The organism is Marinobacter sp. CP1, assembly GCF_001266795.1.
In the GTDB taxonomy this organism is placed as follows: domain Bacteria; phylum Pseudomonadota; class Gammaproteobacteria; order Pseudomonadales; family Oleiphilaceae; genus Marinobacter; species Marinobacter flavimaris.
In genome coordinates this window covers 614,628-639,955 of record NZ_CP011929.1, presented here as the reverse complement: position 1 = coordinate 639,955, position 25,328 = coordinate 614,628, and the positions used below count along the sequence as shown (strand labels likewise).

Sequence of the window (25,328 nt, the reverse complement as noted above, 5' to 3'; positions counted from 1 at the left end):
ATTCTTTCTCTGTCTTCTGCAAAGTCGTTATCCTGCCAGTTTTCTGATCGGGAAGAACCGTTGATGGACTGGCAGGGCTGGTTTGCGCTGGGCCTCGCAGGCACCGCGTTGATACTGATGAGTGCAGGGCGATTTGCGCCCCATCTGGTGATGATGGGTGTGCTCGTGGTGCTCAGTGCCAGCGGGATTGTGTCCGCGGACCAGGCGCTCGCCGGGTTCAGCAACAGTGGTCTGATCACCGTGGTTGCCATGTTTGTGGTGGCTGCGGGCATTCATCATTCCGGCGGTGTCGATCTGCTGGTGCACCACCTGCTTCGCAATCCCAAGACCGTTCGTTCTGCCCAGGCACGGATTGCCCTCCCGGTATCCCTTCTCAGTGGTTTTCTCAACAACACCCCGGTTGTCGCCACCATGATCCCGGCGGTGCATGCGTGGTCCCGCAAGATCGGTATCTCACCGTCCAAATTGATGATTCCCCTGAGCTACTCCGCCATTCTCGGGGGTACCCTGACACTGATCGGCACCAGCACGAATCTGGTCGTCAACGGCCAGTACCAGCAGCTAACCGGCGAAGAGGGCTTCTCCATTTTCTCGATCACGGCGGTCGGGCTGCCGGTGGCGGTGATCGGCGTGGCCGCTTTGCTGCTTGTTATGCCCCGTGTGCTTCCGGATCGTAAGGATCAGCAGAAATTTGGCTCCATGAGGGAGTTTACCCTGGAGGTCGCGGTGTCGTTTGACGGGCCGCTGGTCGGCAAGACTGTTGGTGAAGCCGGGCTCCGGGAGCTTGAGCGATTGTATCTGGTTGAGATCGAACGCGATGGCAGCGTGGTTACGGCGGTGCCCTCGGAGGAGCGACTCAGGGGTGGCGATCGTCTGGTGTTTGCCGGTGATACCCAGGCCATTTCCGACCTCCTGCGGATAAACGGTATCGTCCCGTCAGTCCATGAAGACGAGCCGAGCTTGAGCAAGGATCGGGCGGAACGGCGTCTGGTTGAAGCGGCATTGTCGCCCCAGTCCGATGTGTTGGGGCTGACCATTCGCGACGCCCGGTTCCGGGACCGTTACGGTGCGGTTGTGCTGGCCGTTGCCAGGGGTGGGGAGCGTGTTTCCGGCAACCTTGGGAATATCCGCCTCAAACCTGGCGATGTGCTGCTTCTCGAGGCCCGCCCCGCGTTTGTCAGCCGACAGCGCTATAACAAGGACTTTCTGCTTATTAATGACCTGGAAACCGAGACACCCCGGCATGACCGGGCGTGGCTGTCCTGGGGAATCCTGTTGGTGCTGGTGGGTCTCGCTGCCTGTGGCACCCTGAGCATGCTTAACGCGGCCCTGCTGGGCGCCGCAGGAATGATTCTGACTGGCTGCTGCTCGGTGGGCCAGGCCCAGAAGTCCGTGGATGTGCCGGTGATCCTTACCATTGCGGCCTCCTTTGCCATGGGCGCGGCTCTGGAACAGACCGGCGCGGCAGGCTTTGTGGCTGCAGGCATCCTTGAATTCAGTCAGGGCGACGTACTGTTAACGATCCTGCTGGTTTATCTCGTGGTGTCGGTCCTGACCGAGGTTATTACCAACAATGCGGCGGCGGTCCTGGTCATTCCCATCGTTCTGTCGATGACGAACAGTATGGGGGTGGCCGCCGAGCCGTTTGTGATTGCGGTGATGATGGCCGCGTCCGCCAGTTTTGCCACGCCGCTTGGGTACCAGACCAACATGATGGTATTCGGGCCTGGTGGTTACCGGTTCGGTGATTTCGTGCGGGTCGGTTTACCCATGAACGTGTTTGTTGGCGCCGTTACCGTTGTGGTTATTGCCGTGGTCTACGACATCACTCCCGGTCTATGAGCGCTGTTCGGTCGGGTTGGCGAGAATGTCGCAGCACAGCACCTGAAGCTTGCCGTCCTGGTAGTACCCCAGTGACAGGGTCACGCACATATAGGCTCCGGTGACGCAAAGGTAGGGGGCGGTTACGTGCAGGCTTTCCGGTTGAGCCAGCGCCTGGCGAAGGAACTGCTGGCGAAACCAGTCGGCGCTGCTGGTGCTCTCCAGGGGTTTGAAACGCGGGTCCATACTGCGTGTGCCCGCATCGGAAACCAGGGTGTCGTCCATCTGAACGCCCTTGTCGTCGACCAGGTAGCAGCGGGAAACGGCTGGGTGGTTCAACAATTCCAGACAGGATTGCTGCATGCTCATCCCGCTGCGAAGCTTCGTGATTGCGTGGTCGAAGAAGCCACTGAAAAAGTCCACCAGTTGCCGGGTCGGATCCAGGGTAACCTGGTTGCGGGTTTTGTATTCCTGCAACAGATGATCGAAATCGGCGGGTGAGTGACTCAGTTGGTCGAGGTCTGTGCTCGGTCTGCGGAAATAGAACCCCTGAACGAAATCCACGCCCGCATCGATCGCAATCATTGCCTGATCACGGGTTTCCACGCCTTCCAGAAGAACCAGGCAGCCGGACTGGTGCAGCAGTGACACGATGCCGTTCAGAATCTGGCGTGCCTTGTGATCATCTGTCGCACGGGTAAGCAGTTGTCGATCCAGTTTCACGATGTCGGGTGACAGGTTCCAGATTCGCTCGAAATTGGAGTGGCCGGCACCGAAATCATCAATGGCCGTCAGACAGCCCAGTTTCTTGTAGTAGGCAACCGTTTCCCGAAGCCTTTCGGCGTCGTCTGTGGGTTGCTCAACTATTTCCATAACAATCCGGTGTGGAGGTAGGCCGGTTTTGGCCAGAAGCTGTCCGAAGAACGAATCGGCCTGGCTGCCGCTGGTTACCACCTGGGGCGAAACGTTGAGGAACAGCCAGTTCAGCTGATCGCGGATGCCGCTGTAATTGCGTATGTGCAGATAGCGGCAAAGCCGGTCAAGGAGAAGGTTCTCCGCCTCGGAGGCCGGTAGCTGGAACAGGTGCAGCGGCAGTACCGCGGAGTTATCCGTATCAAAGGCCCGGATCAGGGCCTCATAGCCGACGATACGCTTGTGTGAAATGCTGTAGATCGGCTGGAGCGCTGTTCTCAACGTCAGTCCGCGAAAATCTGCGGTCCATGTGTCACCGTCCCTGTTCAGCATAGGAGACAACAGGTCCACTTCCGGAGCTGTCAGCTTTTCAGGGAGGCGTCTCGACATAGATGATTCTGGTTGATTTAACGAACGCATCAGTCGCCCCAGTTTGGCGCCTGAACTGTCTTTTATCAGTACAGGTTTCGCCAGAAAAATCGGGAAGTTACTGATAATTGGAAGGAAGATTGCCAAAAAAACGCGTTTATTACCACTGTTTCATGTAGAAACTGGAAACGGTTTGTATCTTTGAGGGTCTGCAAGAGGAAAGAAGAGAGGGGAGCCCGGCGGTCCGGACGGACCGCCAGAGAATCAGTTATTACTGGGTACAACCACGCTTTCGTCGAATTCGAGTTCCATGTCCTGTCCTCTCGGTCAATGAGGCCCCAGACGGGGCATTCAAGTATGGGCCAATCTTATCGTTACTATAATTTTGAACAATCCGTAAAACCCCTATGCGACCAAAGGCAAAAGCCCCGGCGGATGGTCAGAATTTCTGATGTAGCGCTGCAAAAGATTTTGATTTTCTTCATCGGGCCAAGTTTCTAGACTTGGTTGCATTGTTTGAACCAGGGAACAGGGTGATTTCTCGTCATGCAAATCAGGAACACGTCAGCCAGCTACGGTCTCGTGGCGATTATTATCCACTGGCTTGTAGCGCTGGTTGTCTTTGGCCTGTTCGGGCTTGGCTATTGGATGGTGGAACTGTCCTATTACGATGACTGGTATCGCAGAGCCCCGGACATCCACCGAAGTATCGGTATTCTGCTGTTGATGGTGATGGTTTTCCGGGTGGTCTGGCGAGCGGCGAATGTTTCGCCGGAGCCGTTGCCTGGCCACACACGCTGGGAAGTGCGCAGTGCCCACATGGCGCATTTTCTGCTCTATGTGCTGATTTTCGTCGCCATGGTGAGTGGCTACCTGATATCCACCGCGGATGGCTCTTCAATCAGTGTGTTCGATTGGTTTGAGGTGCCTTCAGTCACTGGCCAGATCAAGGGTATGGAAGACACCGCGGGGACTGTTCACTATTGGTCCACCTGGGCAATTGTTGGCCTCGCCGCAGTTCATGCGGCGGGCGCTTTGAAACACCATTTGCTTGATCGCGACCGAACATTGCGGCGTATGTTAGGGAAGTGATCCGACTGCGGCCTGTGTATTCATCTTGTAACGTCCGGAAGCCGGGCACCAATGAAATAAGGGAGATAACCATGAGAAAAGTACTGCTTGCCTCTGCCGTGTCGATGGCACTTGTCGGTGCAGTCCAGGCCAACGAGCACAGCGGCACCTATGCGTTTGATACCAAGGGCACTCACCAGTTCATTACCTTCAAGATTTCCCACCTTGGCTACAGCTGGCTGTACGGTCGTTTTAACGATTTCGACGGCGAGTTTGTCTACGACGCCGAGAATCCGGAGAACAGCACTGTCAACGTGACGATCGATACTGCGAGTGTGGATTCCAATCACGCCGAGCGCGACAAGCATCTGCGCAGCGAAGATTTCCTGTATGTGGACGAATTTCCGCAAGCAACGTTCAAGAGCAAGCGCGTGGTGCTGGATGAAGAAGGCGAGGCCGATATCATCGGCGACTTCACCCTCCGAGGTGTGACAAAAGAAGTGACCCTCGATGCCGAAATGCTGGGCCACGGGGACGATCCCTGGGGTGGCTACCGTATGGGTTTTGAAGCGGAAACCGAGCTTCGCCTGACAGACTTTGGCATCCCGATGGATCTCGGCAAGGCCTCCGAGACTGTCGAGATCATCATTTCTGTCGAAGGTATCCGGCAGTAAAACTGGCTGACCCTGTCAGAGGGGGTTCCGGGCGCAGGCCCGGAACCTCACTTCAGGATTCCCCTCTACGATGCATCATGATTGTCCGTGAATACAAATGCCGCATTCTGGCTGGTTCAGAGCGTGGATTCGCTCTGTGGATGATCTGACGATGACCTGTCTGTTTCACAAGATTTGCACAGGTGCCTTTGGCGCCAGAATTGTCCCGCGAAGATGACCAGCCAGATCAGCAAACCCGCCCAAAGGTAGGGCTCGGGAATCTGGAAGCTGCCGCTGATTGCAAACTCCACGAGGAGCATCAGTGCCACCGCCAGAACCGCATTTACCATGGCTGTCACCATGGCTTGCCCGCAGGCTTTGATGTTGGGTTTCATAGTGTTCCGCTTGTCAGAGAAGTAAAACGGTCTTCTATTCACTTCGACGGAGCATACGGCTCACCTTACGGACTCTCCATGCGGGAATTCCGCTATTGGAATCAGACGTCTGTGCGACACCTCGGCAGTTTTGGCCAATAAATCCGCAGGTTGTTGGTGTATCGGCGCCTTGCTCCATATAATGTGCGCTCCTGCTAACCGGTGATTATTCCGGGGCCAGGGCGTAGCATCACCGACGGTATTCAAATCAGGCAACACAGGCAATCAAAGAGGCATCCATGCCAGAGTTTCAGACAACGGATGAAGGCTTCGAGCGGGTTTCGCTCCGGGATTACACGGAAAAGGCCTATCTCGATTATTCCATGTACGTCATTCTCGACCGGGCACTTCCGAATGTCGGCGATGGCCTGAAACCGGTTCAGCGGCGAATCGTCTATGCCATGTCCGAGTTGGGGCTCAAATCTACCTCGAAGTACAAGAAGTCTGCTCGTACCGTGGGTGATGTGCTGGGTAAATTCCATCCCCATGGCGACAGCGCCTGTTATGAGGCCATGGTGCTCATGGCTCAGCCTTTTTCCTACCGCTACCCTCTTGTAGACGGGCAGGGTAACTGGGGCTCTCCGGACGATCCCAAGTCCTTTGCTGCCATGCGCTATACCGAATCTCGCCTGGCGCCGTTTGCGGAAGTTCTACTGGGAGAGCTGGGGCAGGGAACGGTGGACTGGGTGCCCAACTTTGATGGCACCATGGATGAGCCGTCAGTGCTTCCGGCCCGGTTGCCCCATGTTCTGCTTAATGGCACCACCGGTATCGCCGTTGGTATGGCCACGGATATCCCGCCGCATAACGTTCGGGAAGTCACCGCAGCCTGCATACGCTTGCTGGATCAGCCGGAGTCGACGGTTGATGAACTCTGCGAGCACATCAAGGGCCCGGATTTTCCGACTGAGGCAGAAATCATCACCCCCCGGAAAGACATCCGGCAGATGTACGAAACCGGCCGCGGGTCGCTGCGGATGCGGGCCCGCTGGATCCGCGAGAGTGGTGAGATCGTGGTTACGGATCTGCCGCACCAGGTCTCTGGCAACCGGGTTCTGGAGCAGATTGCCCATCAGATGCAGACCAAGAAGCTACCGATGGTGGCGGACCTTCGTGACGAATCCGATCATGAAAACCCGACCCGCCTGGTGATCGTGCCCCGATCCAACCGGGTTGATCTGGATGGTTTGATGGCGCACCTGTTTGCCAGCACCGATCTGGAGAAAACCTATCGGGTGAACATCAACGTGATCGGTAACGATGGCAGGCCTGGCGTGAAGGGATTGCACCAGATCCTTACCGAGTGGCTGACCTTCCGACGCACCACTGTCATCCGCCGGCTCCAGCACCGTCTGGACAAGGTTCTCGCTCGCCTGCATATCCTGGAAGGCTTGCTGATTGCCTATCTCAATATTGATGAAGTGATCGAGATCATCCGTACCGAAGACAAACCCAAGGCCGAGCTGATGGCCCGTTTCGGGTTGTCCGCCGATCAGGCCGAAGCCATCCTCGAACTGAAGCTGCGTCACCTGGCCAAGCTTGAGGAGATGAAAATCCGGGGCGAGCAGGATGAGCTCGCGGCTGAACGGGATGAGCTCCAATCCATTCTGGGTTCCGAGGATCGCCTGCGAGAACTTATCAAGAGCGAGATGCAAGCCGATGCCGAGACCTTTGGCGATGACCGTCGCTCACCGATAGTCGAGCGTGAGGAGGCCAAGGCATTCAGTGAAGTGGACCTGATCTCGAACGATCCCGTTACGGTTGTGCTGTCTGAAAAAGGCTGGGTTCGCGCTGCCAAGGGGCATGACATTGAGCCGGAAGGTCTGAGTTATAAAGCCGGTGACCGTTTCTCCCTCGCGGCTCGGGGACGGAACAACCAGCAGGCGATATTCCTGGATTCTACCGGGCGGGCCTATTCCTTGATGGCTCACAGTTTTCCATCTGCCAGAGGCCAGGGTGAGCCGCTGACGGGGCGCATCAACCCGCCCTCCGGTGCCAGCTTCTCAGGCCTGTTGATGGGAGATCCGTCCCGTAAGGCGTTGCTGGTTACCGACGGTGGCTACGGGTTTGTTACGTCGCTGAACGACATGATCAGCAAGAACCGCAATGGCAAGGCAGTAGTCAGTGTCCCCAGGGGCGCGAGGATCATGCCCCCACTGACCATACCGACGACCGAGAAAACGCTGTATCTGGGGGCGGTGTCCAACGAGGGACGGATGCTCGTGTTCCCGCTGAGCGAATTGCCGGAACTGGCCAAGGGTAAAGGCAACAAGATCATCAGCATTCCCTCGGCCAGGGTTCAGAGCCGTGAAGAATATGTGGTGGCAGTAGCAGTCTTTGCCGAGGATGACCAGCTGGAGATACGCGCTGGTAAGCGCAAGATGGGGCTACAGTTCAGTGATCTCGAACACTACCTCGGTGAACGAGGCCGTCGCGGCCACAAACTGCCCAGGGGGCTGCAGCGGGTGGATGGCATTGACGTGATTCCTTCCGCCGCCCGAGCGCAGGAAGACGCGGGCTCTGACAGCGAGGGTACCGATAGTGAGTGAACTCGTACTGATTAACGTCTCAGGGCGTGACAAGCCTGGTCTGACGTCGGAAATCACCGGCATCATGGGGCGCTACGATGTGCGTATCCTGGATATCGGCCAGGCGGTAATCCACGACCACCTGACGTGGGGCATCCTGATCGAGATTCCGGATGAGTCCAAATCCTCGCCCGTCATTCGTGACCTGCTGTTCCGGCTACACGCTCTGGATCTGCAGGTCAGGTTCGCGCCGATCACCGTCGAGGAGTACCAATCCTGGGCCGCGGCACGGAACCGGGCCTGCTACATCGTGACGCTGCTTGCCAGGGATATCAAAGCGGAGCAGATTGCCCGGGTTTCCGCCATCACGGCGCGTCATGGTCTGAACATCGATAACATCTCACGCCTGTCTGCCAGGCCCTCGCTGAATGCCGCAGACAATCGTATCGCCTGTGTCGAGTTCTCGGTAAGAGGCACACCATCAGATCTTGAGAAACTTCGGGCGGATTTCCTGCACATCGCTGGCGAAATGAATGTGGATATCGCCTTCCAGGAAGATTCCATTTTCCGCCGCAATCGCCGGCTGGTGGTCTTTGACATGGATTCCACGTTGATCGAAGCCGAAGTGATCGACGAGCTGGCTGCGGAGGCCGGAGTCGGTGAGCAGGTGGCAGAGATTACCGAAAGGGCCATGCAGGGCGAGCTGGATTTCAGCCAGAGTTTTGCCGAGCGCCTGGGACTTTTGAAAGGCCTGGATGAATCGGTCCTCGAGGGAATCGCCTCGCGTTTGCGGATGACCGAGGGTGCAGAGCACCTGATCCTCAGTCTCAAGGCGCTGGGATATCGCACTGCAATCCTGTCGGGCGGCTTCACCTACTTTGCGCGCCACCTTCAGCGCAAACTCGGTATCGATTACATCTACGCCAATGAACTCGAGATTGAGGGTGGCAAGGTCACAGGCAAGGTTTCCGGGCAGATTGTCGACGGCAAGCGAAAGGCGGAACTGCTTTTGGAAATCGCCGAGAAAGAGCATATTTCCCGGGAACAGGTTATTGCTGTCGGTGATGGCGCCAACGACCTTCCGATGCTGAGCCAAGCCGGCCTGGGTGTGGCTTTCCGCGCGAAGCCCCTAGTCAAGGAATCAGCGCGCCACGCGATTTCGACGCTGGGGTTGGATGCCATCCTGTACTTGATTGGTTTCCGTGAGAGCGAAACCAATCAGAGTCTGGAAAACGCCGACTTCTGAGCCGTTCAGGCTCAGTTGTCGCCGAAGTCGTAGTTCATTTCAGGTACTGGTGCCTGCAGGTAGTAGCCCTGAATATAGTTCACGCCAGCCTGCCACAGGGTGGCGAGAACGCCGGCATTCTCCACCAGGGGGATGATGGTGAGCTTGCCGCTGGACTGCAGGCTCTTGACCATTTCCTTGACCCGTTCTTTGGCCTCGTCGCTCTTCTGGATTTCTTCCGTGAAGGAGCCATCGATCTTCACATAGTCCGTATCGATGTGTTTCAGGGTGTTGAACGGATTGAGGGCGCAGCCGAACTGGGAGATGGATACCTTGCAGTGAAGCTCATGAACCGCCTTGGTGAAGTCTTTCGCCTGCTTCATGTAATTGTTGGCATCGCCTTCCCGGATCTGGAAGATCAGGGAATCGCCCGGCAGCCGTGCGGCTTTCAGGGCAACGCTCAGCCAGGGAGTGAAGGTTTTATCCTGCAGGGTTTCGGCCGTCACATTGAGGAACAGGCGGGTATCGTGGCCCCGTGAGCGATGGCTGGACAGCTGTTTGATGGTCTGCAGGATGACCCAGCGGTCGATTTTGATGGCGGTGTCGCTCGGGCCCATCGGCGGCAAGAAATCATAGGGTGAAACTTCCTGGTCGTCCTTGTCGAGCATGCGCACGAAGGCTTCGTAATGTTCCTCGCCTTCCCCGCGCAGGTTGATGATGGGCTGGAATAGAAGCCGGAAGCGGTTTTCCTCCAAGGCCTTCTGAATCGCCTGCACTGAATTGTTTTTATCCAGTGTTTCGAAATCGGCCGGGTTATACACCACCACACCGTTGCCCTCGGCATGACCCTCAAGCTTGCGCACTTCCGCCGATGCCGTGTGCGCCCTGGCCATGAGTTCCTCTGCCTTTGGCGAATTCTCGGTAATCGCGGCAACACCTATGCTCACGGTCAGCTGGACCGTGCGGCCATTGATATCAAACAAATGGTCCTCAACCGCCTTGCGGATGCGCTCGGCGTGTCCTGCCATAGTAGACTCATCGCAGGGCTTGCTCAGCAGACTGAAGGCATCATCGCTCAATCGGGCCAGGGCAAGGTCTTCGCCAGCCTGCTCCTTGAGCAGGTTTGCCAGATCGCCAAGCAGTAGGTCGGTTCCGGAAATGCCCACCTGGCCCTTCATGCTCATGAAGTTATCAAGGGCGATGTAGGCGAGTGCACCGGTTTCATTCTTCTTGCCGGCGTTGGCAATTGCTTCAGCGAGTGCATCCATCAGGTACTGACGATTATACAGCCCGGTCAGTAGGTCCTGGCTGCTGATCTGGCGCAGCTTGTCTTCCAGCTCTGCATCGCTGTGCTCTGGCTGCAGAACGATCTGCGTGCATTCCTCACCGTCGTAGGTAGCGGCCGAGACTGACATGGTCACGTTCAGTTCGTGGTCGTCGCTGCGTCGAGCCGTGCAATTCATGGTCATGCCGTCTTCGCCCTTTTCGGCAAACGACTTCATGAATTCCTTATACTTCTCCTGGCTTTCCGGGGTGAGGGTGTCCAGCACCGGAACGCAGATTAGATCGTCGATGTCATCGTACCCGAGAAACTCCATGTACGACTGGTTGGCGTAGATGTACATGCCATCATTGATGTAGGCAATCGCATCCTTGGAGCTTTCCAACAGCAACTGGCACCGCTGTTCCGCTTCCCGCAGATGGGACTCCAGAACACGGCGCCGGCGACGTTCGTCTAGAGCTGCCAGCTCACGATTGACCTTCAGCACAATAAGATCGGTGTGCTCGAACGACACCGTATCCTGGGCGCCTGCCTTCATCATTCCTACTGTGCGCTCCCGGCTTTCTTCTTCCGTCAGGAGAATGAACGGAATGTCCTTGTCCATCCGGCGGATCATGGCGAGGGCGTCGTCGGCCGAAAATTCCTGCTCCAGGTCGCGGGCCAGAAGCAGATCCCAGTTTCCGGCCTTGAGCGTTTCTTCCAGATCTTCTTCCGAGGTGATTCTGTGGGCTCGGGTAGCCTTGCCGGAATTGCGGAGCAGGCTGACCAGCGATTCGGCATCGTTTTGCGATGGATCCAGAATCAGCAGGTGTACGGTCGCGTTCTTTTTCTGCATTCGAAGGGCATCTCGTGATACACGGTTCATTCACTAACGCTGAATGATGCAGGGGTTGCCGATCAATAACAACCCTCTGCGGGCTTCCGGTGTCTCAGTTTGGAGACCTTATAGAGATGGCCAGAGCGAGTCGAATTCGTCCTCGCTGGCTCCGGATGATGCAGGCGGCGCGCCAGCATTCAGCGTTGCCGCGTTCTGCAGCTTGAGTTCGAACTGGCTGATGCTGCCAGTGGAGGACACCTTGCGAGACAACTGCCCCTGATCTTCCCGGCCATCATGGAGCAGGGAGATGCGGCTCCCCGATTGGAATGGCAGGCGAGGCGTGATCAGTGTGGCTGACTGGTTGACCACGCTGATTTCCGGTAACAGCAGGCCGCGCAGGTATTCACTGCTGTTGCCCACTTTCTGGATCAGGCGCACACCGCAGGGTGAAGCGCTCGGTGCGAGCAGCTCAATGCCCACCTGGGTGCCCTGGTTCTTGATCTGTCGAATCCAGCGCACCACCGCCACGCTCCAGGGATGTGAGCTTTGCTCACGAACGCCAAGAACCTCGCCGGCCTGCAATGACGGAGGCACATTGCTTTCCCATGCAACGCAGTAGCCACCGGGGCTGGTGTTGATCAGGAGAGAGTGGTGTGACTTTGGTCGGTTTCGGTCGGTCGACGGGGCCTGGGAGTTGCCGTAGGAGCCCTTGAAGTTGATCGGCGTGTCGCCGGCGTGAAGTCGGTCGTCGCTGGGACTGGCGTCGTGTGCGCCTGACCAGGCGTCCTGCTTCTGGCGCGAAGCCCTTACGAACAGGTTTTCTTCCTCATCATGGCCGTTATCGTTGCCATTCACGAATTCCGTAAAGGTTTTCTCGCCCGCAATGAAGTAGTGCGCGGCTGTGAGGCCCACGCAGACTTCAAGGGACCCCTGGCTCGCGATGCGGTTGAAGTTCCGCTTCGCGAGAATGCCGAGGGCCTGGCTGAGGTGAGTGAGCAGGGTGTCGCTTACCTTTGCCGGCACCTGAAGTTCGTGATCGGTATCTTTGTGCTCGCGACGGGCATGGAGCGTCTCCGACAGCATCGCCGAGAGATCCCGGGTATCAAAGCCGAAGCTGTCGTCACCTGGTTTCTGTTCGAGAAGGCTGCGGTAAACCGGCGGGTTGTCCCGTTCCATGTTGATTACAAACAGGCTGTCGTCCTCAACATCCGGTCCGCACCGGGTATGGTCCGTCCAGGATTCGAAGAGTTCATAGACGTGCAGAAGCTCAGCCTGTCGCAGCTGATTCGGGCGCGCACAGCCCAGCAGGAGGATACGCTTGTAGCTGTCGGCGACCGAGCTGGTGCGGCGATGCTGAAGTGTGTCGTCCTCCACCTGTACTACTGAGAGCTTGTTGCGGTGTGCAAACCGGAATAGACGGTGGCACTCCAGCCAGCTCTGGGCGGGGCTCGGGCAGTAGAGCTGGTGCGATCTCAGAATAGTTGCCGACAGCTCGGAAATGGCCCGGTGTGCGGCTGTGGCAATCTGGCGCCGATTCTTGTCCAGACCCCCGTTGTCGATAAACTCCAGAACGCACAGTTTGTAGCCGCCAGCCAGATGTAGTTGGAGCGCCTGGGACAGATTTGCGATCTTCCTTTGTTTTTCGGGCAGCGCCACGGCAAGACCGAGGTAGTGGCGGGAGAGCTCATTACAGACAAAATGAATCTTTTCCCGAATCAATTCCAGGAACTGCATGCGCTGCTGGGGCGCCAGGAAAAGGTGATTCAGTTCGATAATGGCGTGGTAAAGCTGTCGTGACACCTCGCCGATATTGGCCATCGGCAATTGGTCTATCCAGACCCGGAACGCCTTGGGCGTCGTGTCACAGAACGACAGGCTGGCCGTTTTCTGTTCGGGAACGCGGAGATCAGGTTTCAGGGTCTTACCTTCCATGAATGCATGCCGATGTCTGGACCACAGGTGGTATTCCGGGGTTGGCCCTGCCTGGCTGGCGGTTACCGGTTGTCCGCCGGCCTGTCAGGAAAACGCCGTAAATACATGTTTTTATCGTTAACGGTACTGGACTTTAAAGTAGCAAACCAGTCGTAAAAAGCGAGAAGATCATGAGTTGACAATCTTTGACAAGTGAATTTGGGCCGTTTTTTGCGAAACCGGTCACGGGAACAGGTTGATCGGGGTCTTGCTTTCCTTGCCAGGCTCTTCTCTCACCAGCTTCGGCACCAGAAAACCGGGCAGGCGCGCCAGCAGCTCACGCACCAGATTTCGGGCCTCATCATCGGATACGTCGAAATGGTGAGCGCCTGTCACTGGATCAAATGCATGCAGGTAATAGGGCAGGACGCCCGCATCAAACAGGGTCTCGCTCAACTCTTCAAGCACCGCCGTTCGATCATTTACACCCCTGAGGATCACGCTCTGGTTCAGGAGCGTTGCGCCTGCGGCCCGGAGGTATCCGAGCGCACGGCGAGTGGGGCCGTCGATCTCTGCCGGGTGGTTGATGTGCAGGACAATCACTACCTGGAGCGGAGTCGTCGACAGCCACTTCAGTAACTCGTCGCAAACCCTCTGGGGAATCACAACTGGCAAGCGGGTATGCAGGCGCAGCCGGCGGATGTGGGGTATGCCGCTGATAGCGCTTGCCCACTGACTGAGCAGGCGATCATTGACGGCCAGGGGATCGCCGCCGCTGAAGATGACTTCGTTGATTTCCGGGCTGGCGCCAAGGGTATCAATTACCCGCTGCCGGTCGTGAGGGCTCAGGCGTTGCTCGTCGTAGGGAAAGTGCCTGCGGAAGCAGTACCGGCAATTGATCGCGCACTGTCCGGTCACCATGAGCAGGGCCCGGCTGCGGTACTTGCGGATAAGCCCGGTGGTGGCAATGGCGCCGGATTCTTGGAGAGGATCGCTGACAAAACCGGGCGCGTGGCCGGCTTCGTCGGCCAGCGGAAGGACCTGTCTGAGCAAAGGGTCGGCCGGATTGCCCTTCTCCATCCGGTTGAGGAAGGGTTCAGGTACCCGGATCTGAAAAAGCCTGTGGCCTTGTTCTGCCCCTGCAAGCCACGGTTCCTCGGGCAACTCCAGGCGGCGGAGCAGCTCCTTCGGCGACGTAACAGCGCCCGACAGCAGTTGCTGCCAGCTGCGTTGTTCGTGGTCGGAAAGGTGGGCTTCTATACGGGCGGGGGTTCGCTGTATCATAACGCCCTTCGAATTCTAAACAGCATTTTGTCAGGTGGACATTTCATGGCTTCATATTCTACCAACGAATTTCGCGGCGGTCTTAAGGTTTTGCTGGATGGCGACCCCTGCATCATTCTCGAGAACGAGTTTGTAAAGCCCGGTAAGGGGCAGGCCTTCAACCGCGTCAAGCTGCGCAACCTCATGACCAACCGGGTCTGGGAGCGCACGTTCAAGTCCGGCGAAAGTCTTGAAGCTGCGGATGTCATTGATCAGGATATGGAATACCTATATACCGACGGTGAATTCTGGCACTTCATGCTGACTGACGGTTCCTTCGAGCAGTACCCGGCTGACGCCAAAGCGGTTGGCGATGCGCTGAAGTGGCTGAAAGAGCAGGACGTTTACACGGTAACGCTCTACAACGGCTCGCCGCTGTCCGTAACGCCCCCCAACTTCGTTGAACTTGAGGTGGTTGATACCGATCCGGGTATGAAGGGTGACACCGCCCAGGGTGGTTCCAAGCCGGCAACACTTTCCACCGGTGCGGTTGTTAACGTACCCCTCTTCATCACCATCGGCGAAGTCCTGAAAGTTGATACCCGCTCTGGCGAGTACGTGAGCCGGGTAAAGAGCAGTTGATCCGGTCATGAACCGCGAACCTGTCTGGCAGCCCTCTGCCTCGCAGGCTGCCCTGAAAAGCCGCGCACAACAACTGGCGTTTGTGCGCGGCTTTTTTGCGAAGCGAGAAGTGCTGGAGGTCGAAACCCCGGTGCTTGGGCGATGTGGCGTAACTGATGTCAATCTTGACGGCATCCCCGCGCAGGTTTCTGCCGGCACACGCAAAGGCGGGTGGCTCCAGACGTCTCCCGAGTACCACATGAAGCGCTTGCTTGCGGCCGGCTGTGGATCCATTTTTCAGATCTCCAGGGTGTTCCGCAATGGCGAACAGGGGCGTCGTCACAACCCCGAATTCTCCATGCTCGAATGGTATCGGACAGGCTTTGATGATGTGACGCTCATGGCTGAGGTGTCAGACCTTGTCTGCGGCTGGCTGGGATGCGAGCGCCCGGAAAAAATTCAGTATCGCGATGCACTCAGGCGATGGGCGCACATTGACCCGTTCGCAGCGACGGACCGTGAACTGATGCGCCGCTGTGAGGAGTGGCTGGAGCCAGAGCAATTGGCTGACCTTGGTCGGGATGGCTGCCTCGATCTGCTGATGAGTTTTGCCGTGGAGCCGAATCTGGGACGGGGCAGGCCCGTATTTATAACGGGATATCCGGCCTCGCAGGCTTCACTGGCCAGAGTTTCGAAGTCTGACGGCTATGAGACCGCGCATCGTTTTGAACTCTATGTTGATGGTCTGGAGCTCTGTAACGGTTACTGGGAATTAACCGATCCAGGAGAACAGAGGCTGCGCTTTGAGGCTGATAACGAGCTGCGCAGGCGATCCGGAAAGCCTGAAATGGGGCTGGATGAGGCTTTTCTCGCTGCGCTTGATCAGGGCTTGCCCGAGTGCTCCGGTGTCGCACTCGGGCTGGACAGGTTGCTGATGCTCAAGCTGGGAGTCCAGGACATCCGTGAGGTCTTGGCGTTTCCGTTCGAGCTGGCTTGAGCCTGCCGAACGTGATCACGCCAGGGCGCCGAATGCCTCGCCCATGCGAACGGTTTTGCCGGCCACCTGATCGCTGTTCCAACTGACGGAGCCTTTTGGCATAACCATAATCACAGTGGAGCCCAGGCGGAACCGGCCCATTTCTTCACCCTTATCGAAGCTGATGGCCTGCTCGCCTTCGTACCGTGTTGATGTGACCTGCCGACTGCCGGGCACAACAACGCCTGCCCAGCGGGTTTCCACGCTGCCGACAATCATGGCGCCAACCAGTACCAGGGCCATGGGGCCGGAAGCGGTGTCGAAGATGCAGACAACCCGCTCATTGCGGGCGAACAGATTCGGGACATTTTCGGCGGTTACCGGGTTGACCGAAAAAAGCTTGCCGGGAACATGGATCATCTGTCGAAGCGTGCCGGCCATCGGCATGTGGATCCGGTGATAGTCCTTGGGCGAGAGGTAGATTGTAGAAAATTCGCCATCGGCAAACGGGGCTGTGGTCGCCTCTTCGCCACCGAGCAGCTCGCTCAGGCTGAACGACTGGCCCTTTGCCTGGAAAACCCGGTCTCCGGTGACCTGGCCGAGCTGGCTGATGGCGCCGTCAACGGGGCTGACCAGGGTTTTTTCGCCGTCCGCCAGGGGGCGGATGCCAGGCTTCAGCTCCCGGGTGAAGAAATCGTTGAACGTGGCGTAAGCTTCAGGGTTAGGCTCGGCGGCTTCGCTCATGTCAACGCCATAGCGGCCGATAAACCATTTTATAACCCGGTTCTTGAGCGCAGGGGAGCGGTCATTGTCCGCCAGGCGGCCGGCGAGGTTGGATACCCCCAGTTGCGGCGTTATGTACTGGCTAAGAACAAAAAGCTTGTCGAACATTAGATGTGATCCTTTGCGCTCAAAGGCGCGAAGTTTACCAAAGACTGCTACCTGTATAGAAATTGTTTCACGGCTTCGCGGTTATGACGCGGCCTTGCTATTATCGTGTCACCTTTTGCGTGACAGCTTCCGGCTCCGGCCGATAACCAATAAAATAAGGCGTGCGTAGATTCTATGTTACTGATCGTCGGTTCGATTATTGTTCTGGCCAGCGTACTGACTGGCTATGTTCTCCACGGCGGCAATCTGATGGTGCTCTGGCAGCCAACCGAAGTGTTAATCATTTTCGGGGCAGCTCTGGGCTCGTTCATCATTGCTAACCCCGTCCATACGCTCAAAGAGGTCTTTGGTAAGGGAGTCCAGTTACTGACAGGCTCACCCTACAAAAAGGCGTTCTACATGGATCTGCTGAGTCTGCTTTACGAGATCTTCGATAAATCCCGTAAACAAGGCGTCATGGCGATCGAGGAGGACATCGATAATCCCGAGGCAAGCCAGATTTTCAGTCGATATCCAGCCGTCATGAAGTCCAAGGAACTGCTCGCGTTCATCACGGACTATCTTCGCATCATCAGCTCCGGAAATATGGCGACCCACGAGCTGGAAGGCATGATGGAGAATGAGATCGACAGTCGTCAGCACGAGCTTGAGGAGCCTGCTCACGCGGTCAACAAAATCGCCGATGCGCTGCCGGGGCTTGGTATTGTAGCTGCGGTGCTGGGTATCGTAATTACCATGAACTTTCTCACTGAAGGCCCGGAAAAGATTGGTCTCAGTGTGGCTGCAGCACTGGTGGGTACCTTTCTGGGTATTTTCATGGGGTATGGTTTTGTGGGTCCTGCGTCTATCGCCATGGAGCACGCTGCGAAGTACGAATTGAAGGCTTACGAGTGCGTCAAATCAGCGATTGTGGCGACGGTTTCCGGGCAAGCGCCGCAAATGGCCATTGAGTTTGGCCGCAAGGCGTTGCCCACGGATAAGCGCCCTGGGTTCCAGGAGCTTAATGATCACGTTCGTTCCAAGTAATACCGCCCTCATCTGAACCCGGAGCCGATTCGTGGAAGAACAGCCGATCATCATCAAACGGAAAAAGGTTGTTGCAGGTGGCCATCACGGTGGCTCCTGGAAGGTCGCGTTTGCCGATTTCGCCACCGCCATGATGGCTTTCTTTCTGGTTCTCTGGTTAACCGCTACGGCATCGCCGGAGCAAAAAAAAGCGGTTGAGGGTTACTTTCGGGATCCCGTTGGCTTCACCGAGGGTGGTTCTCCAAACCCTGTGGATCTTGAGGGCAGTGCCTCGGTCGTCAACGAGGCGAGTCCGGATATCGAATCGAGCCAGATCCAGATTGAAGACGAAGTGGTGGATGAGCTCTCTGAAACTCTTGAACAGCGACGTATGCAGGAGTTGTTTCAGGAGCTGAAGGAGCAAATCAAGCAGGATGAGACTTTGCAGGAGTTCAAGGATCAGTTGCTGATCGATATAACCGACGAGGGCCTGCGCATCCAGATCGTCGATCGCTCCGGTCGCCCCATGTTCGACAGCGGCCGGGCCGAGCTGAAGTACTACTCTCAGGATATTCTGTTTGAGCTTGCGAAAACTCTGGGTTCAGTGAACAACAAGCTCAGTATTACCGGGCACACCGACTCCACGCCATTTAGCGGCCGGCCGGGTTACACGAACTGGGAATTATCGGCAGACCGGGCAAATACCGCCCGAAGAGCGCTGGTTGCAGGGGGTGTGCGTCAGCAGCAGATTGCTCGCGTGGTTGGCCTGAGTGATTCCGTACTGTTCGACAAGGAAGATCCGAACGCGCCGGTGAATCGCCGCATCTCCATTATCGTTCTGAACAAGAAGACCGTCGATAATATTCAGAGCACTGCCGGCCAGTCCGATGAGCCCTTGATTGATCTGACCCAGCCGACCGAGGCGGAGCGTGAGGCGGCCCGTGAGCGTCTGGAAAGCGGGGAATGGTTGCAGGAAAAAGAAGAGCCGGCCCCTGGCGAGCTCAACTGGTAAGGCCGTTCGGGTCCGTCAGTCCAGCTTCAGCCCGCGGGCCTGCTGCTCCGTCATATCCTGAAGGATTCGGTGGAAGCTTTTCAGCCGCTCCGGGCTGATTTTCCCTTCCTCCGCAGCTCTGTCGATGGCGCAACCGGGGTCACCCATGTGCCGGCAGTTGCGGAACTTGCAGGTGCCGATCACCTCCCGAATTTCCCGAAAGCCATACTCGATCTCCTGCGCTGTCATATGCCAGAGCCCAAACTCACGGATCCCCGGCGAGTCAATCAGATCGCCTCCGAGCGGCAGGTGGAACAGTTTAGCCGTGGTTGTCGTGTGAATCCCCTTGCCGGTGCTCTCCGACACAGCCCCCACGCGAATGGCCTCATCGGGCATCAGGGTCTGGATAATGGATGACTTGCCCACCCCGGATTGCCCCACAAACACACTGGTCTGATCTTTCACCAATGCCTCAACCTCTGGCGAAGGTTTGTCGCCGGACTCAGCGGCAGACGTTCGAACCACCTCATAGCCCAGAGCCTCATACCGGCCCAGAAGCGCGTCGATGTACTCCCGGTTGCTCTCGTTGATCAGATCGGTCTTGTTCAACAGAATCACCGCCGGAATGTCTGTGATCTCGGATGCCACCAGATACCGGTCAATCAGGTTATCGTGAGGTTCCGGCTCCGGCGCAATCACAAGAATAATATGATCAATGTTTGCGGCCACCGGCTTCAGGGCACCAAAATTATCCGGCCGCTGCAGCAGATTGCGGCGCTCACTGCGGGCAACGATAACCCCCGTCTCATTCTTCCCCGGCCGCCAGACAACCTTGTCGCCAGTTACCAGGCTATCGATATTGGCCCGAACAAAGCAGCGAACCACATCGCCTTCCTGGTCACCTTCAAGCGCTTCGACATCCAGCTGTTGCCCGTAGTGAGCAATGACCAACCCTTCCTGCTCTGGCCCGAGCTCGCCGGCGTCGGCCTGCTCCTGAACCTTCCTCTCCTTGCGCGCCGCGCGGGCCGCACGCTCTTCCTGGACTTTCTTGATACGGAATTGTTGCTGCTTGTTCAGTCGCCGTTTTGCCATTTATGTCCCGGATAACCAGATGAAAGTTTCGCCTTTGGTGTGCCATCATACTGCAATCGTAGCTACTCGGCTTGGGCAATGCCGAGACGTTGAGGGTATATCACCTGATTTCGCAGTGGGGCTGGGCCCGGCTTTCCGGAAATGTCGGCGGCCATGGATGGCCGACGCCAAGCGCACATGGATGTGCTCGTAGCGGTTTCCGGAAAGCCGGACCCAGTCCCACTACCACCGCACTCAGAAGGCTGGTAACAAAATGGCAGAAAGCAATCGCCTCGTATGGATCGATCTGGAAATGACAGGCCTGGATCCGGAAAAAGAACGGATCATCGAAATGGCCACAATCATCACCGATTCGGAACTCAATATTGTCGCGGAAGGACCGGTTATTGCCGTTCATCAGCCACAATCCTTTCTGGACTCCATGGACGAATGGTGCACCCGTACCCATGGTGAAAGCGGACTGACCAAACGCGTTCAGGAAAGCGATATCTCCGAGTCTCAAGCCGAACAGCAGACCATCGAATTCCTGAAAAAACACGTAGAAAAGGGCCAGTCACCCCTGTGCGGCAACAGCATTGGCCAGGATCGCCGGTTCCTCGTCAAATACATGCCCGAACTGGAAGACTTCTTCCATTACCGGAATCTTGACGTATCCACAGTGAAAGAACTTGCCCGCCGCTGGCGCCCGGATGTCCTCGCTGGCGTAAAAAAGAAAGGTAGCCACCTTGCACTCGACGACATCCGGGACTCCATCAACGAACTGCGTCATTACCGGGAACAGTTCTTCAAGCTATAGGCCATGCCGCTTCAGAGCCCACTGGACGTGCTCGCGGACCATCTCGGAAGGGTGGTCCGCGCGTTTTTTCAGGGCCTCAATTACCGGAATGGTTGACGGCGCATTGCCCAGCCCGACCGCCAGGTTGCGGAGCCAGCCCTCGTAGCCTGTGCGCCGAATCGCAGAGCCCTCGGTGCGTTTGAGGAACTGCTCCTCGGTCCAGAGAAAAAGCTCTGCCAGGGAGCTGTTGTCCAGCCCATGCCTCGGTTGAAAGTCCTTTTCGCTGGTCGGTTTGCTGAACTTCTGCCATGGACACACCAGCTGGCAGTCATCGCAACCGAAAACCCGGTTGCCCATTAGCGGTCGCAGCTCCTCTGGGATACTCCCTTTCAGCTCGATGGTGAGATAGCTGATGCAACGTCGGGCATCAAGCTTGTGCGAGCCAACAAAGGCGTCCGTCGGGCAAAGGTCGAGGCAGGCCGAACAGCTGCCGCAATGATCCGTTTCAAAGGGTTCATCGATGGGCAGGGGGGCGCTGGTGAAGATTTCCCCGAGGAAAAAGAACGAGCCGGCCTTCGGGTGAATCAGCATATTGTTCTTGCCGATCCAGCCGAGACCAGCTCTCTGCGCCAGTGCGCGTTCCAGCACCGGAGCGCTGTCTACAAAAGCCCGGTAATCGTATCCGCTAACGGCCTCATCAATCTTCGCTGCCAGCTGTGCAAGACGCTTACGGATAAGTTTGTGGTAATCCCGACCCAGCGCATAACGCGTGACATAAGCACCCTCCCGGTTAGTAAGCGCTTCTTTAGGACTGTCTGGTGAGGGCAAATAGTCCATTCTCACGGATATAACCCGCGTGGTGCCCGGCACCAGAGAGGCAGGCGTATAGCGCTTGTCACCGTGGTGGGCCATGTAATCCATTTCGCCCTGGTAACCTGCCGCAAGCCAGTCCTTCAGATGGTCGGCGTGCTCGCCCGTGTCCGCGTTGGTAATGCCCACATCGGCAAACCCGAATTCAGCTGCCCACTGGCGGATGAGCGACGGCAGATCCGCAAGTTCCGGGTGTGTCGTGGTACAGGTTGCTGTGGTGCTCATAGTGACTGCCGATGCTGGAATTTGGTGCTGAACCCGTGTACGGATATTTAATCTGATTAAGTTATGACCTTTTCTACTGTTTTGCTATGCTTTACAGGTATCTGGCCAATTTTCTTAAACCGGTTTCTGTAACGGGAGCAAAGGTTCATGCCGCCGTCCGCTGGGCACAGTCTACCAGACGCACTGTTTTCCGCCGATGCGGTGAGGCAGATCGATCGCTATGTGATTGATCAGCAAGGTGTTGATGGTTTTGAGCTGATGCAGTCCGCCGCCCACGCCGCTTTTCGCTGCCTGGTACGGCATTGGCCAAACTGCGGCTCGGTGCTGGTCCTGTGCGGTGCGGGTAACAACGGTGGTGACGGTTACCTGGTCGCGGCAAGTGCGAAAAGGCACGGTCTGGACGTCAGCTGTGTCGCAGTTGCGCCAACCGGCAAATTGTCCGGCGACGCCCGTAAAGCCTGGCAAAAGGCCCTGGCGGACGGTGTAGATGTTCTTGACCTCGAGGCTCTCGGCGAGTCATCGCTGGACGATCTGTTTGCCAGCGCGGGCCTGATTGTTGATGCCATGCTCGGTACTGGCGTGTCCGGTGCCCCCCGGGAACCGTTTGCGACTCTGATAGGCCGATGTAATAGCGCTTCAGCGCCAGTCCTTGCGGTGGATCTGCCCTCCGGGCTTAATGCGACCACGGGAGCGGCCGAGGGGGATGTGGTTAACGCAGCCAGGACAGTGACCTTTATCGGGCTCAAGGCTGGCTTGTTCACGGGGCAAGGTGCGGCAGTGTGCGGCGAGGTGGTTTTCGAATCTCTGGATACCGACGAGGGTATCGCCGGTAGCGGCCAGAAGCCCATCGCCCGCCGTCGTGACTGGGGTTCTGTGATGCCCTGGCTACCACCCCGGCCTGCCAACGCTCACAAGGGAAGATTCGGGCATGTGCTGGTGGTTGCGGGTGATCGCGGATTCGGTGGGGCCGGTCTGCTGGCGGCAGAGGCTGCGGCGCGATCGGGTGCCGGGCTCGTGTCGTTGGCGACCCGCCCCGAGCATGTGACAGCGGCCCTGGCAAGATGTCCATCCGTCATGGTTCATGGCCTGATCCATGGCTCGGAGTTGCCGACGTTGCTTGATGCTGCCTCGGTTGTCGTGTGTGGCCCGGGTATCGGGCGAAGCGCCTGGGGCCAGCAGATGCTCGAGCAGGTGGTTGCCAGCGGCAAGCCGCGGGTGCTGGATGCGGATGCGCTGAACCTTTTGTCTGGTCGGGTAGCCATCCCGGCGGATAATCACATCCTGACTCCTCATCCGGGCGAGGCGGCCAGGTTGCTGAATTGCCTGGTACCCGAGGTTGAGGCAGACAGGATGGCCGCCGCCAGAAATCTGCAGGCGCTGTACGGCGGCACGGTGCTTTTGAAAGGCGCCGGCACCGTTGTCGCGTCTGAGGACGGCGGCCTGGATATCATCAGTGGCAGCAATCCCGGAATGGCGACTGGCGGAATGGGAGATGTGCTTTCAGGTATTGTTGCGGCTGTTCTGGCTCAGATTGGCGACGGACAGAAAGCGGCCGTGCTGGGCGCATCCGTGCACCTTGCTGCGGCTGACCGGGCTGCGAGAACCACGGGGTTTATCGGGCTGATACCGACCGATGTCATCGATGCGCTGCCGTTGGTGTTTCGGGAATCTGAAAGGAGTCCGGGGGCTGAATCGTTATGAGCATAATGGGTAACGAGCGTCGGGTTTTTCTGGAGAACGAGGCCGAAACCGAGCATCTCGGTCGGGAGCTGGCCAGGACCGTCGTGGAGTCTGGCCATGGCCTGGTTGTTTATCTGGATGGTGAGCTTGGCATGGGTAAAACCACCATCAGTCGGGGCGTCATGCGCGGATTGGGTCATGAGGGGGCCGTAAAGAGCCCGACCTATACCCTGGTAGAGCCCTACGAGACTCTGAATCCACCGACATACCATTTTGATCTTTATCGCCTGGGCGACGCCGAAGAACTGGAATACATGGGCATCCGCGATTATTTTTCCGCCGAAAACCTGTGCCTGATCGAGTGGCCCGAGAGAGGCAAGGGCATATTGCCCGAGCCGGACCTGGAGGTTCATCTCGAAACCCGGGGAGAGGGGCGCTCTGTAGTCCTCAGGGCCCGCTCAGAGCTGGGCGCCGGGGTGCTGAACGAACTGGAGTTGATTGGTCCGGCGTCATAGTGAGCTCGGAACCGGGAATAAACTGGCAGGTAAGCTTTATGAATTGTGCAAAGCTGAGTAAACAACTGGTCTGGCCGATTGCGCTATTGCTTGTGACATTGGCGTTTCACGGTTCGGCGGCGACACAGGTCGAGAGTGCCCGTATCTGGCCCGCGCCCGATCATACCCGGCTGGTGCTGGACACTGGCGGGCAGGTGGAGCACAACATTTTCTCCCTGAGCGGCCCGGCGCGGCTGGTGATCGATCTCAAGAATGCCAACCTGAAGACCGATTTTTCCGGTCTGGACCTTTCCGGCAGTCCGATCAAGAGAATCCGCAGTGCCCCCAGAAACGGCACCGATTTGCGCGTCGTTCTGGATCTCAAGGCTGACATTAAACCGCGGAGTTTTCAGCTGGAGCCGAATCAGCAGTACGGCCACAGACTAGTGGTCGACCTGATTGATGAAAGCGGTAGCCGGCTGGAAAAGGCGACAACGCCCACCGTGACCCAGGATTCATCCGGGAAGCGAGACGTTATTGTGGTCATTGATGCAGGGCACGGCGGGGAAGATCCGGGTGCTATTGGTCCGCGGGGAACCCGTGAAAAGGACGTGGTTCTGAAAATGGCGAAAACCCTGGCCAACCTCATCAATGATCGGCCGGGTTATACCGCCAAGCTGACCAGAACCGGGGACTATTACATTGGCCTTCGCAATCGCACGATTCTGGCCAGGAAATACAGCGCTGACCTGTTCGTCTCGGTCCATGCCGACGCCTTCCGTACACCACAACCCAAAGGTGCCTCGGTCTTCGCCCTTTCCCAACGCGGCGCCACCAGTGAAACTGCCCGTTGGCTGGCCAATAGTGAGAACCGGTCGGATCTGATCGGCGGTGCCGGCGGGCTGTCCCTTGATGGCCGTGACGACATGCTTGCCGGTGTTCTGCTGGACCTCTCCATGACGGCCAGTATCAACGCCAGTCTGGGGGTTGGCAGTTCGGTCCTGGGCAAATTGGGCGGCGTGGCGAAGTTGCACAAGCCTGGCGTTGAGCAGGCCGCTTTTGCGGTTCTGAAATCACCGGATATTCCCTCCATCCTCGTGGAAGCAGGCTTCATATCGAATCCCCAGGAAGAGAAAAACCTGGCCACTGAGTGGTACCGCAACAAGCTGGCCGGCGCCATCATGAAAGGCATAGATGACTACTTCCAGAAAACGCCCCCGCCTGGAACCCTGCTGGCGTGGCAAAAACAGAATCGCCAGGGTGGAAACAGCATCAGCCACTACCGGATACAGCGTGGAGACACGCTATCCGGCGTGGCCCGGAAAAATCAGACGACCGTCAGTGAGCTGATGCAGTTTAACGACCTTCGGGACGACCGTGTTATGGTAGGGCAAACCATTCGTATCCCCGCGTCCTGATCAA

General features: G+C 57.4%; 21 protein-coding genes. 13 read left to right on the top strand and 8 right to left on the bottom strand.

The annotated features are described in order from the left end of the window. The first annotated feature begins 63 nt into the window (after positions 1-63). Positions 64-1,842 carry an SLC13 family permease gene (locus tag ACP86_RS02980; RefSeq protein WP_053112725.1) on the top strand — a complete coding sequence of 593 codons (1,779 nt, stop codon included), beginning with the start codon at positions 64-66 and terminating at the stop codon, positions 1,840-1,842. Here ACP86_RS02980 and ACP86_RS02975 read toward each other — a convergent pair. Beyond that, complete coding sequence (locus ACP86_RS02975) at positions 1,837-3,123, bottom strand: EAL domain-containing protein (RefSeq protein WP_053112724.1); 1,287 nt, start codon at positions 3,121-3,123, stop codon at positions 1,837-1,839. The genes ACP86_RS02980 and ACP86_RS02975 overlap by 6 nt on opposite strands. 525 nt (positions 3,124-3,648) lie before the next feature. On the opposite strand from ACP86_RS02975, the gene ACP86_RS02970 reads away from it, so the two are divergent. Both ACP86_RS02970 and ACP86_RS02965 read left to right on the top strand, forming a co-directional pair. After that, positions 3,649-4,194 (top strand): cytochrome b, encoded by a 546-nt coding sequence (locus ACP86_RS02970; RefSeq protein WP_053112723.1) that lies wholly within the window; start codon positions 3,649-3,651, stop codon positions 4,192-4,194. A 71-nt stretch (positions 4,195-4,265) separates the two neighbouring features. After that, complete coding sequence (locus ACP86_RS02965) at positions 4,266-4,847, top strand: YceI family protein (RefSeq protein ID WP_053112722.1); 582 nt, start codon at positions 4,266-4,268, stop codon at positions 4,845-4,847. Positions 4,848-4,963: 116 nt separating this feature from the next. Here the strand turns inward: ACP86_RS02965 and ACP86_RS02960 are convergent, their stop codons facing one another. After that, positions 4,964-5,221 carry a hypothetical protein gene (locus tag ACP86_RS02960; protein ID WP_053112721.1) on the bottom strand — a complete coding sequence of 86 codons (258 nt, stop codon included), beginning with the start codon at positions 5,219-5,221 and terminating at the stop codon, positions 4,964-4,966. Positions 5,222-5,499: 278 nt separating this feature from the next. Between ACP86_RS02960 and parC the strand changes: the two genes are divergently transcribed. Both parC and serB read left to right on the top strand, forming a co-directional pair. Further along, the gene (gene parC / locus ACP86_RS02955) at positions 5,500-7,809 is read left to right on the top strand and encodes a DNA topoisomerase IV subunit A (protein WP_053112720.1); all 2,310 of its coding nucleotides are present in this window, start codon (positions 5,500-5,502) and stop codon (positions 7,807-7,809) included. Further along, entirely contained in the window at positions 7,802-9,034 is a 1,233-nt protein-coding gene (gene serB, locus ACP86_RS02950; RefSeq protein WP_053112719.1) for a phosphoserine phosphatase SerB, read from the top strand. The genes parC and serB overlap by 8 nt, the downstream gene beginning before the upstream one ends. A gap of 11 nt (positions 9,035-9,045) precedes the next feature. Here the strand turns inward: serB and ACP86_RS02945 are convergent, their stop codons facing one another. The 3 genes from ACP86_RS02945 to epmB all read right to left on the bottom strand — a co-directional run bounded on the left by ACP86_RS02945 (position 9,046) and on the right by epmB (position 14,307). Next, positions 9,046-11,130 carry an EAL domain-containing protein gene (locus tag ACP86_RS02945; RefSeq protein ID WP_053112718.1) on the bottom strand — a complete coding sequence of 695 codons (2,085 nt, stop codon included), beginning with the start codon at positions 11,128-11,130 and terminating at the stop codon, positions 9,046-9,048. 108 nt (positions 11,131-11,238) lie between these two features. Further along, entirely contained in the window at positions 11,239-13,044 is a 1,806-nt protein-coding gene (locus ACP86_RS02940; RefSeq protein ID WP_053112717.1) for a hypothetical protein, read from the bottom strand. A 222-nt stretch (positions 13,045-13,266) separates the two neighbouring features. Further along, positions 13,267-14,307 (bottom strand): EF-P beta-lysylation protein EpmB, encoded by a 1,041-nt coding sequence (gene epmB, locus ACP86_RS02935; protein ID WP_053112716.1) that lies wholly within the window; start codon positions 14,305-14,307, stop codon positions 13,267-13,269. Between the two features lie 45 nt (positions 14,308-14,352). On the opposite strand from epmB, the gene efp reads away from it, so the two are divergent. After that, positions 14,353-14,928, top strand: coding sequence for an elongation factor P (gene efp / locus ACP86_RS02930; protein ID WP_041645387.1), 576 nt, complete (start codon positions 14,353-14,355; stop codon positions 14,926-14,928). A gap of 7 nt (positions 14,929-14,935) precedes the next feature. Further along, positions 14,936-15,904: an EF-P lysine aminoacylase EpmA gene (gene epmA, locus ACP86_RS02925; protein WP_053112715.1), complete on the top strand. Its 969-nt coding sequence runs from the start codon at positions 14,936-14,938 to the stop codon at positions 15,902-15,904. 15 nt (positions 15,905-15,919) lie between these two features. Here the strand turns inward: epmA and asd are convergent, their stop codons facing one another. Next, entirely contained in the window at positions 15,920-16,774 is an 855-nt protein-coding gene (asd, locus tag ACP86_RS02920) for an archaetidylserine decarboxylase (protein WP_014577803.1), read from the bottom strand. Between the two features lie 174 nt (positions 16,775-16,948). Here asd and motA point away from each other — a divergent pair, with 174 nt between their 5' ends. Together motA and motB are read left to right on the top strand one after the other, a co-directional pair. After that, on the top strand, positions 16,949-17,800 hold the full coding sequence (gene motA, locus ACP86_RS02915) for a flagellar motor stator protein MotA (RefSeq protein WP_008174118.1): 852 nt from the start codon (positions 16,949-16,951) through the stop codon (positions 17,798-17,800). 31 nt (positions 17,801-17,831) lie between these two features. Further along, positions 17,832-18,791: a flagellar motor protein MotB gene (gene motB / locus ACP86_RS02910; protein ID WP_053112714.1), complete on the top strand. Its 960-nt coding sequence runs from the start codon at positions 17,832-17,834 to the stop codon at positions 18,789-18,791. Between the two features lie 15 nt (positions 18,792-18,806). On the opposite strand, the gene rsgA is transcribed toward motB, so the two are convergent. Further along, positions 18,807-19,862, bottom strand: coding sequence for a small ribosomal subunit biogenesis GTPase RsgA (rsgA, locus tag ACP86_RS02905; protein ID WP_053112713.1), 1,056 nt, complete (start codon positions 19,860-19,862; stop codon positions 18,807-18,809). A gap of 253 nt (positions 19,863-20,115) precedes the next feature. Between rsgA and orn the strand changes: the two genes are divergently transcribed. Next, positions 20,116-20,658: an oligoribonuclease gene (gene orn, locus ACP86_RS02900; protein WP_008174128.1), complete on the top strand. Its 543-nt coding sequence runs from the start codon at positions 20,116-20,118 to the stop codon at positions 20,656-20,658. Here orn and queG read toward each other — a convergent pair. Beyond that, a complete protein-coding gene (gene queG / locus ACP86_RS02895) occupies positions 20,653-21,732 on the bottom strand; it encodes a tRNA epoxyqueuosine(34) reductase QueG (RefSeq protein WP_053112712.1) in 1,080 nt (359 codons plus the stop codon). The genes orn and queG overlap by 6 nt on opposite strands. Before the next feature lie 147 nt (positions 21,733-21,879). On the opposite strand from queG, the gene ACP86_RS02890 reads away from it, so the two are divergent. The 3 genes from ACP86_RS02890 to ACP86_RS02880 are packed head-to-tail and all read left to right on the top strand — an operon-like array spanning position 21,880 to position 25,324. Next, positions 21,880-23,433 carry a bifunctional ADP-dependent NAD(P)H-hydrate dehydratase/NAD(P)H-hydrate epimerase gene (locus tag ACP86_RS02890; protein WP_053112711.1) on the top strand — a complete coding sequence of 518 codons (1,554 nt, stop codon included), beginning with the start codon at positions 21,880-21,882 and terminating at the stop codon, positions 23,431-23,433. Next, positions 23,430-23,927, top strand: coding sequence for a tRNA (adenosine(37)-N6)-threonylcarbamoyltransferase complex ATPase subunit type 1 TsaE (gene tsaE / locus ACP86_RS02885; RefSeq protein ID WP_041645383.1), 498 nt, complete (start codon positions 23,430-23,432; stop codon positions 23,925-23,927). Before ACP86_RS02890 ends, tsaE begins: the two co-directional genes overlap by 4 nt. Before the next feature lie 38 nt (positions 23,928-23,965). After that, the gene (locus ACP86_RS02880; protein WP_053112710.1) at positions 23,966-25,324 is read left to right on the top strand and encodes an N-acetylmuramoyl-L-alanine amidase; all 1,359 of its coding nucleotides are present in this window, start codon (positions 23,966-23,968) and stop codon (positions 25,322-25,324) included. Positions 25,325-25,328 lie beyond the last annotated feature (4 nt).